Origin of the sequence: Pseudanabaena biceps PCC 7429 (assembly GCF_000332215.1) — a bacterium.
GTDB classification, from domain to species: Bacteria; Cyanobacteriota; Cyanobacteriia; order Pseudanabaenales; family Pseudanabaenaceae; genus Pseudanabaena; species Pseudanabaena biceps.
The window spans coordinates 1-14,993 of sequence record NZ_ALWB01000013.1 but is presented as its reverse complement, the minus strand read 5'-3'; the positions used below and the strand labels follow the sequence as shown (position 1 = coordinate 14,993).

Here is a 14,993-nt window from a genome sequence, read left to right as displayed (position 1 = left end):
CCCTTAAAAAGGGGGGAGAATTTTCTTTTCTCCCCCTTTTTAAGGGGGGCTCGGGGGGATCTTCAATAACTCATGAGCCTTACAGGGAAGCTATGGGTGAGGTGGTGAGGGAACTTAAACTGTTAATAATTCTTTCTTCTCAACCTTGACCGACTCAACATCAGGTTTGACCCAAACTTGATCGAGACCGCCGCTAAGCAGACGGTAATGCTGATTAGCATCTTGCTTGTTGAAATCAGTCCGACGGTGCATTCCACGGCTTTCGGTGCGGGCTAAGCCACTGTTATACATCCATCTCGCTGTCGCCACCATTGAAGCAGCTTCACGGGCACGGACAATTTGCTCCTTTGTCTGTGCGCCACTGTTGCGGATTTCATTCCATAGATGGTCGAGATTTTGGAGAGAAGCTTTGAGAGTGGTTTCCGAACGGAACCAGTTGCGATCGTAGGGGAAGACTTCGCCTTGGGTGGTGGCGATCGCTTCTTCAGGATTAAAGGCTTTGCGTCCATCCTGTTGTAGCCCTGCATCACCAACCGCACGCACTTGGCGATCGCTAACTTTTGCTCCTAAACGCACTGCATATTCCGCCGCCGATTGACCTGCCCAATAGCCTGAAGAAGTCGCCCAAGCTGCATTATGGCTACCACCACCAGTGAAGCCTCCGCAAATTAATTCGCGAGTGGCTGCGTCCCCTGCGGCGTAGAGCCCTGCTACGGAAGTAGCGCAGGAGTAATCAGCTATGCGAATGCCACCAGTACCGCGTACAGTGCCTTCTAGACGTAGGGTGATTGGGAAGCGATCAGTAAAGGGATCAATGCCAGCACGATCGAAATAGATAAAGAAATTGGGTTGAGAAGCCCGCATCCAATCTCTGATCTCGTCAGTGACTTCGTTATCGAGACGAGCATAGACGGGCTGATCGATCAGAGTCTTGGCAATCACAGAACGACCCTTTGCCGATCCTGCTCCATCAATGAGCGTGCCATCTTCGTAGGTAAAGGAAGCCCATGAATAGAAGCGAGTTTTGGTAACCGATGAATCTCTAGGGGCGATCGCATAGGCATTGGAAAATTCCATCCCTGAGAAATCGGCTCCTGCTTCAGCAGCCATTAAGTAGCCATCGCCAGTCAGCACATTGCAACCGAGGGATTTGCTCAAGAAAGCGCAACCACCTGTGGCAATAATTACCGCCGATGATTTCACAGTCCAGCTTTCACCAGCCTGACGATTAACTCCTCTTGCGCCAGCAACTGCACCTTCGTTATCAACCAGCAATTCCAAGGCAGGACTGTTATCCAGAATTTCCACACCTGCTTTGCGAATCTTTTTCCGCATTAGGCGCAGGTATTCGGGACCTTGCAGCGATCGCTTAATGGGTTGACCATCGTTATCGATTTGGAAAGGATAGCCCCAGTCAGCCAAGGTATTTACATTGTCATAGGTGCGATCGAGTACGCGCTGCATCCAATTGCGATCGGCTAAGAAACCGCCCATTGCTTCCCGACTTGCCATTGCTTGTTCGCGCTGTTCTGGATCGGGGGGAATGTACCATACGCCATTGCCTGCGGCGGCGGCAGCACCACTGGTTCCACAATAGCCCTTATCTACGAGAATCACCTTTGAGCCACTTTGAGCAGCACTCCATGCTGACCAAGTACCTGCGGGACCACCACCGATAACTAATACATCTGCTTCTAAATTTAGTTCAGAGAGAGAGCTTGATTGGCGAGACATAATGTTTTCCTCAATTAATAATTTGGCGATAAGTTTGAGATCTGTCTACGGTTTAAGGTTTCGATCCCCCTCAATCCCCCTAAAAAAGGGGGAAGAAGATAGAAAAAATTCTCCCCCCTTTTTTAGGGGGGCTGGGGGGATCTCTAAGAACTAGGCGACTGCCATTCTTTAATCTCAAAGTTGGTTTTTAACAACTTCTGATCGGCGAGAAACTGCTTAGTGGAATTGAGTAGTTGCAAACCTTCCGTAGGAAAGGCTTCTTTCGTGAATAGCTCAATGGGATAAGCCTGTTTGATGACTTCCTCAGAATATCCACTTACCCTAGATGCAAACTTATAGAAAGCATCAGGGTTTGCTTTGATATCCTCCAGCGCTTTGAGACGAATCTTTTCCCATTTCTCGGCAAACCGAGGATTCTTTTTTAAGAAATCCTCAGTTATCACCGTGACACCTGAACCAACCAGTTCCTTATGATTTTTGGCTTGATCGATCGCAGGATATCCCTGAGCGATCAACTCCAATCCGATCGCGATCGTAAATGGATAAGCCGCAATGTCACCACGTTCTAGTGCTGCTTTAGAATCCGCAGTGGAAACCTGAACGAGCTTGACATCCTTAGCAATACCCGCTTTTTCTAATCGACCAAGTAAATAACGATGTAAATAGGTTCCTTTGGTAACACCAACCTTTTCGCCTTTTAACTCTTCTACAGTTTTCGCGCCATTTTTCTTAGTAATTAAATAGGCATCATTACCAACACGATTTTGATTGATAATGACAGTCTTCAAACCTGCCGATCTCCCAGCTAATGCAGGAGTATCACCATACATTCCTAAATCAAGACGATTTCCTGCGATCGCTTCATTCAGAGGGGGACCTCCGACAAAAGGCACAAATTTTACTTCGCTAATTCCAAATTCCTTGAGTTCAGGAACTAGCCAATTTTTTTCTAAAGCCCAACCTTCAGGACCAATGGGAACCTTGCTTTCAGAGCTAATAAATCCAACTCGAAGTACCAAGGATTCCGTAGGTGTTTGCTTGGCGGCGACCTTGGTTGCCTCAGTATCTTTAGTTGCTTGCACCGTGCCTGTGCTACAGCCACTTGTAGCTAGGGTCAAAGAAAGGATGGCGATCGCCGCGATCGCTGATTTTGTCCATTTAGGTAAAATTCTATGTCCAGATTTGGGTTGCATTACCCACACCTCTTAAATTTTTGCTCAACTGTTCTACTAAACTCATGATGTTGCTAAAGCAGGAACCTTCTCTTTGCTCCAGCCCACACTCCTGCGATAGCTGCCGAGAACTCCCGATGCAATGAGAGTCTTTTCATCCACAACTACATGCTCATTGGCATTCGAGTCTACATACAGAGCATCCACAGGACAATACAACTCGCACATAAAGCAGGTTTGGCAATTGCTTTGTCGCGCGATCACAGGAGGAGCATCGGCAACACGATCAAAAACATTGGTGGGACATACAGAGACACAAATATTACATTGGATACAACGGGTAGCACTGACAAGCTCAATCACAGTTTTCTTATCTCCTTATTACCGATAATACTCTCGTTTCCCGACTGACTTACCGTAGATTATTTGTATCAGTCTGCCACAGCCCTATTCAAAACAAATGTCGTCCAGACTACAATTTTCTGAAAATCTAATTATTAGTTTAACTAAATATTCTGCTGTCTAAACTTTTATTGTTTTTTGATTGTTTTTTGATTGTTTGTTGATTGCTCTTTGTCACCCCTAGTGACATACTAAATCCCAAATACTACGGCATTAATATGTAGATACCGTAAATTATAAGCAAGGATTTCCCATGACCAAAAAATTAGCAGGTAAAGTTGCAATTATCACAGGTGCTTCCGCAGGTATTGGTGCGGCTACGGCGATCGCCTTGGCTGCGGAGGGTGCATATGTAGTGATCGCTGCTAGACGCGCCGATAAGCTCAATGAAGTTGCTCAAAAAATTGAAGCATCGGGCGGTAAAGTTCTCCAAGTAATTACCGATATCACCGATGAGGCGCAAGTACAGAACTTAATTGCTAAGACCAAAGAAACCTTTGGGCGGATTGATATTCTGGTAAACAATGCAGGGATTGCGATCGCAGGACAAATCGCTAATGCGAATACCGATGATTGGCGCAAAATGATTGATGTGAATATCTTTGGGGTTTTATATGCCACTCACGCAGTCTTGCCAACGCTTTTAGAACAGAAGTCTGGACATATTGTCAATGTCTCCTCCGTAGCTGGTCGAACTGTCCGCGCAGGAATTGGGCTTTATAACTTAACGAAATGGGGTGTGAATGCCTTTTCTGAAGCATTGCGATTGGAAGTGACACCACAAAATATTCGCGTCACGGTTGTGGAACCCGGAATGGTGAATACAGAAATCGATCAGCATATTTCCGATCCCGTTGCCTACGAAAAGAGTCAAGCACTTCGCAAATCAATTACGCCTCTAGAAGCAGAAGATATTGCCAATGCGATCGCCTATGCTGTCAGTCAACCAGAACGTGTGGATGTGAATGAGATTTTGATTCGTCCGACGACGCAGTATTGGTAATTGGCTTTTGTCTTTTGTCTTTTGTCTTTTGGGTGATTGGTGATTGGTGATTGGTGATTGGTGATTGGTGATTGGTGATTGGTGATTGGTGATTGGTGATTGGTGATTGGTGATTGGTGATTGGTGATTGGTGATTGGTGATGCAAAATAGGTTTTTACTTGTCTGCCTTTTCGCGATCGCGCTGCTAGTTTTTGAGGCTCCTATCTCTACACTCTCAATTACTTTAGTCGCTATCGTCTTGCGGCGCGTGAGTCGGAGTCTCCTGATACAGGAACTACTCATATTGGATTTCGCTTGGTTCTTGCTACTGAATAATATTGCGATCGCTAGCAGAGCCTTGTAGACAAAAATAATCGCCTCAAACATCAAAAGTTGAGTAAGGAAGAAATAGGTGATCGCCTTTTGTCATCATCAAGCGCGATCGCTTTGTCACCGATAGTAAGATGTTTACTATGCCATCACAAGCTAGATAGCTGAGTTAGAATAATTAAATTGTTAAAATATTTTTTAGCTAGTTAATTTTTTTGTAATTGGATATAGTTACTAGTGCTACAAAAGATCTATTGGTTAAAATATATTCAAAGTGAGATTCAAAGTGAGAATATCCAAGATACTCAAGAGTTTAGGACTATTTTTTGTAACCATGAATTTCCACATCTGACATTCTTGAGTCCAGCTTTTCTTATTGTTGGTGGAGGGATAATCTCTAATACTTATGCTTGGACATTAGCCATTAATAATTACTCGATTTTTGTTGGCGCTGGTTCATCTCCAACACCTGTAGATGCAATATGTAAGCAAATTAGGCTCCTCTTGATCCTACGAATGAATTTGTTTTTTGCTCAGTCCCCAGAAGAAGTTGACCAACACTGTAATAAAAAACACTCGGCAGGAAAGAGAATCTTACCTGATATGTTCAGGGATACATCAAATTTACGACATGAAGAGATAGAAGCACTTAATTCTTGGCTTCAGAAAACTTTATCAATACCTCGAAAACAATACCTTGCAATCTGTCAAGCTCTTACTGCATATGAACGTGCTCTTCATGTTCTCTCCAGTGATCCTACACTTTCATACTCATTACTTGTGTTTGCACTTGAAGCATTAGCAAATGGTCATCCAGCTTATCAAGCTACTTGGGATAATGTGTCTAATGCATCAAGAGATAAGATTGATAATCTTTTACAAGATGAACGTATTTCTCCACTCGATGAGACTTGGGCTGATGATCTACGCAGAGTTTTGGTGGATATCGTACAGCCAAAGGCTACAAAAAGATTTACTGATTTTGCACTCGATCATATTCCCCCAGATCTGTACAAAGCATCAAATAGTAATTCAAAATCACAATTACGACGTTCACGAATTCGCAAAAACATTGAAAATGCTTATGATTTAAGATCTTCGTTTTCTCATGCCTTAAAACTACTCCCCCAATTCCTGATCGATGAATCGGAGCGATCTGAAGAGGTTGAATCGATTGACATAAAGGATGAAAAGGTTAAAACATCATATTTAACTTTAAGAGGGTTATTTCGAGTAGTCCGTTCTATTATACTAGAGTTTATTGAGAAACAAGAAGCCATCGATCTTCGTTCTCATCCTTGGATAGAGGAATCAGATGATAGCATAATCAGATTAAATCGTAATCCAGCCTACCTCCGCATGAAAAGTTCTGATGGCAATCTTTTTAGTATTACATCTCAGTATGCACAAAACTGGTTTGAAGACATCCTTGTTATTTACCAAGATAACTACATTGAAAAACTTCATGAACAGATATCAAAAAATCAAACAGACTTAGATTTGATTATGGGTATAGCAACCTCAGGTTCTATGGCAGGTAGGGCAGTCTTTCGCTTTGATCCCAATCCATCTTATGACTGGAAAGCTCTTAAAGAACAAGCTCTAAGTCTAATTAGTAGCTCTAAGAAATCTGAAAAGGAATATCTTCAAGCCATTACTCTACTTTGTACTCATCTCGAAATGATAAATAGTGACGAAGAAGTTTGGGATACTATTTTAAAGAAAAGCACTTTTGGAGATAGAATGCAAGGACTTCAGCGTTTCGTTGTGGATGTTATTCATGACAAGACACAGGATTGGAAAGGAAAACAAGCTGAAGCCCTTGTTGAACAACACTTCAAGACAACCAAATTTTTTATCCCAATTCGTATAGAAATAGCATGTATGCTTGAAATTGCTAGACTATTCCAAAACGAAGGAGCAGATGAAGAACGAAAAAAGTGGCTAAATGCTGCATATGAAGATGCATCATTATATCCAAGTCTTCAAACTTCAATACAAAGTGCACTAGAGTCTGACAACCTTGAAATTAGTCCACAAGAAATCTTATTTATTCCTAATATGTAAATCAATTATTCTCAAAGTTTTTTTGTAGTTGTTTGCACTTGCCCTCTTTTGGAGGCATAAACTATTCAGAAAATATGGCTGAAACAGTTGTTTTGCAAATGCCAGAAGGATTGTATCAAAGACTAGAGATCGCGGTAGGAGCAACCCAGCGATCGCAACTTAACCCAGATCAGATGATGTCTTCTTGACGACCGACTTTTGCTAAAGCCTCGTGATAACAGTAACTATCGGTCTTTGTTTGAGACAATAATGACAAAAGTTACAAATTCTTCAAAGAGAGATTTTTGGAAAAGCTCTCTTCAGTTTATTTTGCAATGGGAAACTAAAAAAGCGATCGCCCAAAAAATCAGTTTTTTAACTGCGATCGCCTTAATGTTTTCCAGCCTCCTCCCTTTACCTGCCTTAGCGGACTATGGCGATGTTTTGCCATTGCCCCAACCACCTTTCAAGGGCAAAATTGGCACGACTTACAAGGAATCTCAACCTGACTTTCCTAAACCTATTAAAGCCCCTGCCAAAGCTCCCAATGTATTATTAGTTCTTCTTGATGACGTAGGTTTCGGACAAACTAGTGCTTTCGGTGGATTGATTGAAACTCCAAACTTAGATCGCTTAGCGGCGCGAGGATTACGTTACAACCAATTCCATACTACAGCGCTCTGCTCTCCCACTAGAGCCGCCTTGCTGACAGGACGCAATCACCATTCTGTCAGCACAGGTGTGATTACAGAACTTGCCTCTGGTTTCCCTGGGTATACTGCGATCCTTCCTCGCAGTGCCGCCACGATCGCCGAAGTATTACGCAGCAATGGCTATAATACCGCCGCCTTTGGCAAATGGCACAATACTCCTGATTACGAAACTAGTGCCGTTGGACCCTTTGATCGCTGGCCGACTAGTTTGGGATTTGATTATTTCTATGGATTTCTGGGCGGTGATACCAATCAATGGAGTCCTAACTTGGTGGAGAATACGCAACATATTCAGAAGCCTTTAGATGATCCCAATTATCACCTCACTCCCGATCTTGCTGACCATGCGATTAAATGGATTCGTACCCAGCAATCGATCGCTCCTGATAAGCCCTTCTTTACTTACCTTGCCACAGGTGCAACCCATGCGCCCCACCACGCACCGAAGGAATGGATTGAGAAATACAAAGGCAAGTTCGATCAAGGTTGGGATAAATTACGCGCTGATATTTTTGAGCGTCAGCTTAAACTGGGCATCATTCCTGCGGATACGAAACTCACGCCCCGTCCTGCGGAAATTCCCGCTTGGGATTCCCTCTCCTCTACGGAGCAGAAGGTTTACGCGCACCAATTTGAAGTATTTGCAGGTTTCCTCAGCCATACCGATGCCGAAGTTGGTCGCGTGATTGAGGCGATCGATCAGCTAGGTGAATTGGATAATACCCTAGTCTTTTTTATAGCTGGCGACAATGGTGCGAGTGCAGAAGGTGGTTTAACAGGTAGTGTTAACGAGTTCAAGGTCTTTAATGGTGTTGAAGAAAGTCCTCAAGAAGTTCTCGCCGCCCTAGGTGATTTGGGTAGTCCCAAGACTTTTAATCATTTCCATGCCGCTTGGGCTTGGGCAGTGGATAGCCCTTTCCAATGGACTAAGCAAATCGCTTCGCACTTCGGCGGTACTCGTAATGGTCTAGTTGTCGCTTGGGGCGATCGCATTAAGGATAAAGGTGCTATTCGCAGCCAGTTCCATCATGTGATTGATATTGCACCAACGATTCTGGAAGCGGCTGGCATTACGGAGCCAGAAGTAGTTAATGGCGCAAAACAGCAACCGATTGAGGGAACCAGTCTTGTGTATTCCTTTGACGATTCTGCGGTGGCTTCCAAACATAAAACCCAGTACTTTGAGATGTTTGGAAACCGTGCTATTTACGATCAAGGCTGGGTAGCCGCGGCGCGTCATGGTCGTTTGCCTTGGGAGCGATTCTCTAAAACTACTTTCGAGCAGGATAATTGGGAGCTATACAATGTTGCCCAAGACTTTAGCGAATCTCAGGATTTAGCTAAAGATAATCCTCAAAAGTTGGCGGAATTGCAAAATCTCTTTCTGAAGGAAGCCAAGAAATATAAGGTTCTGCCCTTAGACGATCGCACAATTCAGCGCTTTGATATTAATACTCGTCCCAGCATCACAAATGGGCGCAATAGCTTTAGTTACTACACATCAGTTGTTGGCATTCCTGAAGGGAGCGCTCCTAACACCAAAAATCGTTCCTTCAGTATTACTGCGGATTTAGATGTGGCTAAAGCTGGCGCAGAAGGAGTATTAGTGACTCAAGGCGGACGTTTTGCGGGTTGGAGTTTCTTTCTGCAAGATGGCAAACCTACCTATGCCTATAACTTCCTGAATAGCGATCGCACGATTATTCAATCCGCTGAACCCGTAGCGATCGGCAAATCTAAAGTTAGATTCGACTTTGCCTACGATGGCGGCGGGCTTGGTGCAGGTGGCACTGGCAAGCTATTTATCAATGATAAACAGGTTGCTGAAGGTCGCATTGAGAAAACCGTCGGCTTCCGCATTGGCTTAGATGAAACCTTTGATGTTGGTCAAGATACAGGTAGCGCTGTGGTTGATAGCTATCAAGTCCCCTTTAAATTCACTGGCAATTTAGAGCAGGTCAAACTTGATTTATTGTAAACAAAACCACTAAATCAGGGAATGAGTAAATCCCATTCCCTAAATCATATTTACTATGACTAACCTAATCGAATACGCAGCCGCTAGTGATGAAGTACGCGCAGTTTATGACGATATTCGCACCACTCGCCAAACCGAATATATCAACAATTTCTGGAAAGCTCTTGCCAATCATCCCCCCACCCTCCGTCGCACATGGGAAACCCTCAAGGAGGTCATGGGTGGTGAAGGCGATATTGATCCCCTGACAAGGGAATTGATTTACATCGCCGTTAGCGTCACCAATGGCTGTGAATACTGTATCGCTTCCCATACTGCTGCCGCCCGTGCAAAAGGATTAACCGAAAAAGTTCGAGGCGAGTTACTAGCGATCGTCGCTACGGCAAATTCCACTAATCGTCTTGCTAATGGCTATCAAGTGCCTATTGACGAGCAGTTTAGATAGCTAGGCTGGGCTAGGCGGCACTTTACGCCGTCTAGCCTAGCAGTTTAAATTGTACAATCTTCTCAAATTCACTATGAATGAATTATTATCCCATCTCAATCCTAATCTGCTCCAACAACTAGACTTCTATTTTTACAAAATTGACTTTATCTTCCTTAATCGACTTTCCTTTTTGCTATTTATTCTAGCGATGTTACTAGCTACAGGATTAAGTCTCACCGTGCCGCAGATTATCGAGCCTCTTCGCAATTGGCGACTAGTCATTCGCTCTCTGATCGCAAACCTTGTAATTGTACCGATTTTAGTTTTGGGATTGCTACACTTTGTACCTGTGAGTGAACCGATGAGGATTGGCTTTACAATCCTTGCAGTCGCGGCGGGTCCCCCTGTGTTACCGAAGTTAGCGCAAATGGTAAATGGGAACCTTGCCTTTGCCGCAGGATTGATGATGGTATTGATGCTTGCCTCCGCCATCTTTATGCCGATTGTATTGCCCCTAGTTTTAGATGGTGTACAGATTAGCCCTTGGCAAGTTGCTAAGCCCCTATTTGTTTCCCTATTACCTCCCTTAGCGATCGGGCTATTGATTAGAGCACGCTTTGAGGCGATCGCCATCAGTGTTATTCCATTTCTGCGTCGAGTCAATAGCTTTGCCCTCATCTTGGGTTTAACTTCATCCCTCGCCTTGCAATTTAATAGTCTGATCGTCTTAGCCCAAAGCGGTATTGTTTTAGCGATCGCTATTTTTATCATCGTCGCTTTTGCCGTAGGATATCTGCTTGGGGGACCGAATCTCGGCACAAGGTTAACCCTTGGCGTAGGCACAGCTCAGCGCAATATTGCAGGAGCATTAATCGTTGCTGGCACAAACTTTGAAGATCCTGCAATTATCAGTGTCATTGTGGTGACGAGTTTATCTTTATTTGTGGTAATCCGATTGATTGCCAGATTCTCAGTAAATCAATCAATAAGTCAACAGGTTCCATCGACTGAAGTAAACACCTCTTCACTAGGTAATCCGCAATAACCAATCAATAGAGAACTTACGCGAGAACTGTAAGGGCAATTCATGAATTGCCCTTACTACGGAATATGATTTTCGAGTCATTTTGCGTAAATCGTAAATGTGCTATTTTAAGTAAAGGTTACAGGGAAAAATTGATGATTGCTAATCTTAAAAAGCAGTTCTTCACACCTGAAGAATATCTTGTATGGGAAGCAGAACAGCAAGTTCGTTATGAATACATCGATGGTGAAGTCTATGCAATGGCTGGTGGAACTTTACCCCATAATGATATCGCCGTAAACTTAACGACCATTTTGAAGCCATTCTTACGCGAAAAAGGCTGCAAAGTGAGAATGTCTGATGCCAAGGTCAAGATTTCAGAAAATGGTCCGTATTTCTATCCAGATATAGTGGTGAGTTGTAATGAGCAAGATCGGCGATCGCGTGAAGCAATCTTCTTTCCAAAAATAATTGTAGAAGTTTTATCACCAAGTACCGCAGGCTTTGATCGTGGTGATAAGTTCAAATATTATCGCCGTTTTCCCACCTTGCTAGAGTATGTCCTGATTGATGCTGAGAAAATTAGTATTGATGTTTATCGGCGGGGAAATGCTGGCAAATGGGAATTAACTAGCTACCCAGAGGATCTTGCTGAAACTGCTAATCCTGACATTTTTGAGTTAACTAGTATTGACTTTCAATGTCCCTTATCGCTGATTTATGAAGATGTGGAATTATCCGCAACACCAGAATTAGAAAGCCTTTTGTAGTATTTTTATCAGCAAGTTTATGAAATTTACCGCCTTAAACGATCGCCTGCATAACTATCTTTTGTCTGTTACCTTAAGAGAGCATCCTCTTCTCAAGGAACTACGACATGAAACTGCAAACCATGCTAGAGGCAATATGCAGATTGCCCCAGAGCAAGGTCAGTTAATGGCTTTATTGATTCAACTGATTGGGGCTAAGAAAACCTTAGAGGTGGGCGTATTTACGGGTTATAGTTCTCTTTCCGTTGCTCTAGCTTTACCTGAAGATGGGAAAGTCATTGCCTGTGATGTCAACGAAGAATATACCAGCATTGCCAGACGCTATTGGGAAAAGGCAGAGGTTGCTCATAAAATCGATTTACATATTGCACCTGCAATTCAGACACTCGATCGCTTACTTGCCGAGGGTCAAGCAAACACCTTTGATTTTGCTTTCATTGATGCGGATAAAGAGAATTATGATGGCTACTACGAGCGATCGCTACAATTAGTGCGGAAAGGTGGCTTAATTGCGATCGATAATGTCTTGTGGAGCGGACGAGTGATTGATCCAGAGTTTCAAGATGCTGACACTTTAGCAATTCGCGCCCTCAATGAGAAGTTACATCAAGATCAACGGATTTCTCTATCGCTATTGCCTGTCTCTGATGGTTTGACCCTTGCTTTCAAGCGTTAGATTTCAACGAAATAAGCGATCGCCTTTTGCTGGCATTAAGTGCGATCGCTGATCTTATCGGTTGGGTTGAGATGACGAAACCCAACATTGCCTTTATTTCTTACCTTAATATTTCCTCGCTAATAAAATCAGAGTTCTCACTTCGTCAGAGAGATATATAGCAGCAACTCGACAATGAGATTATCATTTCTCATGGTTGGGTTGCGATCCTTAACCCAACGTACAATATCAGCGATCGCACTTCCCAAGAGCCAACTGGCGAAGTCGCTGGGGAAGGTTTCGGCGAGGAATTTGCAGGTGTTGTCAAAGCTCATTGTTGGATTTTAGCATTTTGAGCTTTTTTTGAATGATTTTTGCGGTCGGGTTCTTTCCTAAAAACCGAGCACTAATCACGAGGACGATGTGGTTCACGAGGACGATGTGGTGGGTAAAGGGATGCAGGTGGGTAAATATTACGGGATGTTTCTTTCTCTTTTTCTCCTCCCCAATAAGTCTTTACCCACTTATCGGAAACTCTTTCCCAAAAAAATATCCGACCATCTTCATAGTTATAAGCCCAAACTCTATCATTTGCATCCCAAACTACACTGACAGAATTAAGAACACCAGTAAAATTAGCTCCATCATCTTTATATACAGTATTATTGTGTTCATCAAATATTGTTATAACCCAAGTATATCGGTATCGGTCTTCTCCTACTAGCTCTTTTTCTTGTTTTACAAGTGTCAAGAATTTCCCCGATGGTGAGGGCAACATTAATTCTGTTGACCCGAATAGAGCGAAAAATACATAAGAGCTAACTTGAAAAATTACAAATATTAAAACCAGTGATTTAAGAATATTTTTAAGCATAAATCCTTTAAACCTATGTTCAATTTAACAGCTCGACTGTTTGATAATATCTTCTTGTGATTAATGCGGGAGCAGCCAAACTTCATCATCTTGCGTTCATCAAAGTGCGATCGCCAATATTGTAGGTTGGGTTGAGGCGACGAAACCCAACATTGCCTTTATTCCTTACCTTAATATTTCCTCACTAATAAAATTGGAGTTCTCACTTCGTCAGAGAGAGCGCGCGCGCAGTAAGTTGATAATGAGGTTATCATTTCCCATAGTTGGGTTGCGTTCCTTAACCCAACCTTCTGAATATATATTGACAAGAAATCGATAAGCGATCCAGACTAAGTAGTTCGGCATAATTAAAAAACAAAACCAGAGAGCATACCGCCCGCGCAGCGGGTGGTATGCTCTTCTAGGTTTTAGTTTACTTATGCCTAGCTGCTTACCTGCTAGGACGGTACATTTTCTGGTTGTATTTTTCAACTATTGAGGAACTTAGGAATATGTCACAGGGTAAAGAAACCACGGTTTTATTTTTATCATTGCTGATAACTGCGGGACTTGCTGGAGGGGGATATCTATTCTTTACCCAACAAGGAAAATCATCGCTATCAAATATCTCTAGTAATTCTTCTAGTTCATCATCTTCTTCGCCTAATGGAAATGCAGCTAATCCACCCTCCTCACCATCAACGGACTTAAAGATCGATACATCTTTACCCAATCCTAATGTTTTAGAAATGGATGGCAGCACAACAATGGTTGCCATGATCAAAGAACTGCGTAATGCCTTTAGCCAAGTTAATCCCAATATTCCCACTACTTTTGGCTTGCCTGACGGCAAGCCCACAGGATCTAGTCAGGGGTTAAAAAATTTGATGGAGGGAACGGTCACGATCGCCGCTTCTTCCCGCCCGCTCAAGCCCGAAGAAGCCAAGTCGGAGATCCAATTAGTCCCGATCGCCAAAGATGCGATCACGATCGTCGTGGGTATTAATAACCCCTTTAAAGGAAATTTGACTAAAGAACAGTTACGCGATATTTACCAAGGTAAGATCTCCAACTGGTCACAGGTTGGGGGCTCCAATCAACCGATTAAAGTGATCAATCGCGCTCTTTCGAGTGGGACGAGAGGAACCTTTCAAGATATAGTTTTGCTCGGTCAAGACTTTGTGCCTGATAGCCCAAATTTCATCACATGGAAACAAGATGAAACAACGGCAATCCTGCGCGAATTGGGCGATACCGGCATTAGTTATGCCACCGTCTCGCAGGTGGAAAAGCAGGAAATCGTCAGAATCATAGCGATCGATGGGGTAAATCCCACCGATATTGTCGCCGTTAAAGAAGGAAAATATCCGCTGAGCCGCAGTTTATTTTTAGCGATCAAAAAGAAAACGAGCCCCATTGCCAAACAATTCATCGAGTTTGCCATCTCACCCCAAGGACAACAAATCGTCCAAAGATTAGGATTTATTCCTATACAGTTAGAAGTTACGCATTGACAAAAGGGAGAAAATAGGCATTGAGTTAGCCAGCAATAGCCATAGCAAAAATGAGGGAAATCAGCAAACCATCAACGGCAAAATGTGACTTGAACAAGTACATCTTGTTTTACTGTCAGAACCAAAACAGGTAAGTTGTGTGAGGTTAGGCGAGATCCTCAAAGAAGTGTCTCATGATAGTGTGAACCGATTTTTGCTACGGGAAAGCTATACAGGAAAAGACCTCTACCAAAGCGTAGAGCCAAACATCAAGAAAGAGGGAGGAGTACTGAGTGTCGATAAGATGAAACTTTTGCCAATGGGAGCGATCGATCGCGGCCTCGACAGGTACATCGGCAACATTAGGAATATTCACAATTTGGCGTTGTAGGAGTTGGGTATGAGACCAAGGG

General features: G+C 43.2%; 14 protein-coding genes and 2 pseudogenes. 10 read left to right on the top strand and 6 right to left on the bottom strand.

Going from position 1 to position 14,993, the window contains the following annotated elements; genetic code table 11:
• Positions 1–114: 114 nt before the first annotated feature.
• The 3 genes from PSE7429_RS02870 to PSE7429_RS02860 all read right to left on the bottom strand — a co-directional run bounded on the left by PSE7429_RS02870 (position 115) and on the right by PSE7429_RS02860 (position 3,269).
• Positions 115–1,734, bottom strand: coding sequence for an FAD-dependent oxidoreductase (locus PSE7429_RS02870; RefSeq protein ID WP_009625545.1), 1,620 nt, complete (start codon positions 1,732–1,734; stop codon positions 115–117).
• Positions 1,735–1,877: 143 nt separating this feature from the next.
• On the bottom strand, positions 1,878–2,927 hold the full coding sequence (locus PSE7429_RS02865; RefSeq protein WP_009625544.1) for an ABC transporter substrate-binding protein: 1,050 nt from the start codon (positions 2,925–2,927) through the stop codon (positions 1,878–1,880).
• Positions 2,928–2,969: 42 nt separating this feature from the next.
• Entirely contained in the window at positions 2,970–3,269 is a 300-nt protein-coding gene (locus PSE7429_RS02860) for a 4Fe-4S dicluster domain-containing protein (RefSeq protein ID WP_009625543.1), read from the bottom strand.
• A 292-nt stretch (positions 3,270–3,561) separates the two neighbouring features.
• Between PSE7429_RS02860 and PSE7429_RS02855 the strand changes: the two genes are divergently transcribed.
• The 8 genes from PSE7429_RS02855 (at position 3,562) to PSE7429_RS02825 (ending at position 12,255) form a co-directional block, all read left to right on the top strand.
• Positions 3,562–4,311: an SDR family NAD(P)-dependent oxidoreductase gene (locus PSE7429_RS02855; RefSeq protein ID WP_009625542.1), complete on the top strand. Its 750-nt coding sequence runs from the start codon at positions 3,562–3,564 to the stop codon at positions 4,309–4,311.
• 140 nt (positions 4,312–4,451) lie between these two features.
• Complete coding sequence (locus PSE7429_RS26185; protein WP_158467606.1) at positions 4,452–4,655, top strand: hypothetical protein; 204 nt, start codon at positions 4,452–4,454, stop codon at positions 4,653–4,655.
• Positions 4,656–4,858: 203 nt separating this feature from the next.
• Positions 4,859–6,688 carry a hypothetical protein gene (locus PSE7429_RS02850; protein WP_009625540.1) on the top strand — a complete coding sequence of 610 codons (1,830 nt, stop codon included), beginning with the start codon at positions 4,859–4,861 and terminating at the stop codon, positions 6,686–6,688.
• A 249-nt stretch (positions 6,689–6,937) separates the two neighbouring features.
• Entirely contained in the window at positions 6,938–9,358 is a 2,421-nt protein-coding gene (locus PSE7429_RS02845) for an arylsulfatase (RefSeq protein ID WP_009625539.1), read from the top strand.
• Positions 9,359–9,413: 55 nt separating this feature from the next.
• Positions 9,414–9,803, top strand: coding sequence for a carboxymuconolactone decarboxylase family protein (locus tag PSE7429_RS02840; protein ID WP_009625538.1), 390 nt, complete (start codon positions 9,414–9,416; stop codon positions 9,801–9,803).
• Between the two features lie 73 nt (positions 9,804–9,876).
• The gene (locus PSE7429_RS02835) at positions 9,877–10,830 is read left to right on the top strand and encodes a bile acid:sodium symporter family protein (RefSeq protein ID WP_009625537.1); all 954 of its coding nucleotides are present in this window, start codon (positions 9,877–9,879) and stop codon (positions 10,828–10,830) included.
• Between the two features lie 134 nt (positions 10,831–10,964).
• Positions 10,965–11,579 (top strand): Uma2 family endonuclease, encoded by a 615-nt coding sequence (locus PSE7429_RS02830; protein WP_009625536.1) that lies wholly within the window; start codon positions 10,965–10,967, stop codon positions 11,577–11,579.
• Between the two features lie 19 nt (positions 11,580–11,598).
• Positions 11,599–12,255, top strand: a complete 657-nt coding sequence (locus PSE7429_RS02825; protein WP_009625535.1) for a class I SAM-dependent methyltransferase — start codon at positions 11,599–11,601, stop codon at positions 12,253–12,255.
• Between the two features lie 230 nt (positions 12,256–12,485).
• On the opposite strand, the pseudogene PSE7429_RS27870 reads toward PSE7429_RS02825, so the two are convergent.
• Both PSE7429_RS27870 and PSE7429_RS02820 read right to left on the bottom strand, forming a co-directional pair.
• Positions 12,486–12,569, bottom strand: a pseudogene (locus tag PSE7429_RS27870) (Rpn family recombination-promoting nuclease/putative transposase); the annotation flags it as partial.
• 71 nt (positions 12,570–12,640) lie between these two features.
• The gene (locus tag PSE7429_RS02820; RefSeq protein WP_009625533.1) at positions 12,641–13,108 is read right to left on the bottom strand and encodes a hypothetical protein; all 468 of its coding nucleotides are present in this window, start codon (positions 13,106–13,108) and stop codon (positions 12,641–12,643) included.
• Between the two features lie 491 nt (positions 13,109–13,599).
• On the opposite strand from PSE7429_RS02820, the gene PSE7429_RS02815 reads away from it, so the two are divergent.
• Entirely contained in the window at positions 13,600–14,601 is a 1,002-nt protein-coding gene (locus PSE7429_RS02815) for a phosphate ABC transporter substrate-binding protein (protein WP_009625532.1), read from the top strand.
• A gap of 50 nt (positions 14,602–14,651) precedes the next feature.
• Positions 14,652–14,881, top strand: a pseudogene (locus PSE7429_RS27030) (IS701 family transposase); the annotation flags it as partial.
• Here the strand turns inward: PSE7429_RS27030 and PSE7429_RS26175 are convergent.
• The coding region (locus PSE7429_RS26175; RefSeq protein ID WP_009625531.1) for a hypothetical protein at positions 14,798–14,993 on the bottom strand (196 nt) is incomplete at its 5' end. The pseudogene PSE7429_RS27030 and the gene PSE7429_RS26175 sit on opposite strands and share 84 nt — an antisense overlap.

Coding starts and splice junctions, on each gene's coding strand:
- PSE7429_RS02830 (WP_009625536.1), top strand. CDS start 10,965: ATGATTGCTAATCTTAAAAAGCAGTTCTTCACACCTGAAGAATATCTT.
- PSE7429_RS02815 (WP_009625532.1), top strand. CDS start 13,600: ATGTCACAGGGTAAAGAAACCACGGTTTTATTTTTATCATTGCTGATA.
- PSE7429_RS02835 (WP_009625537.1), top strand. CDS start 9,877: ATGAATGAATTATTATCCCATCTCAATCCTAATCTGCTCCAACAACTA.
- PSE7429_RS02865 (WP_009625544.1), bottom strand. CDS start 2,927: ATGCAACCCAAATCTGGACATAGAATTTTACCTAAATGGACAAAATCA.
- PSE7429_RS02840 (WP_009625538.1), top strand. CDS start 9,414: ATGACTAACCTAATCGAATACGCAGCCGCTAGTGATGAAGTACGCGCA.
- PSE7429_RS02845 (WP_009625539.1), top strand. CDS start 6,938: ATGACAAAAGTTACAAATTCTTCAAAGAGAGATTTTTGGAAAAGCTCT.
- PSE7429_RS02870 (WP_009625545.1), bottom strand. CDS start 1,734: ATGTCTCGCCAATCAAGCTCTCTCTCTGAACTAAATTTAGAAGCAGAT.
- PSE7429_RS02855 (WP_009625542.1), top strand. CDS start 3,562: ATGACCAAAAAATTAGCAGGTAAAGTTGCAATTATCACAGGTGCTTCC.
- PSE7429_RS26185 (WP_158467606.1), top strand. CDS start 4,452: ATGCAAAATAGGTTTTTACTTGTCTGCCTTTTCGCGATCGCGCTGCTA.
- PSE7429_RS02820 (WP_009625533.1), bottom strand. CDS start 13,108: ATGCTTAAAAATATTCTTAAATCACTGGTTTTAATATTTGTAATTTTT.
- PSE7429_RS02825 (WP_009625535.1), top strand. CDS start 11,599: ATGAAATTTACCGCCTTAAACGATCGCCTGCATAACTATCTTTTGTCT.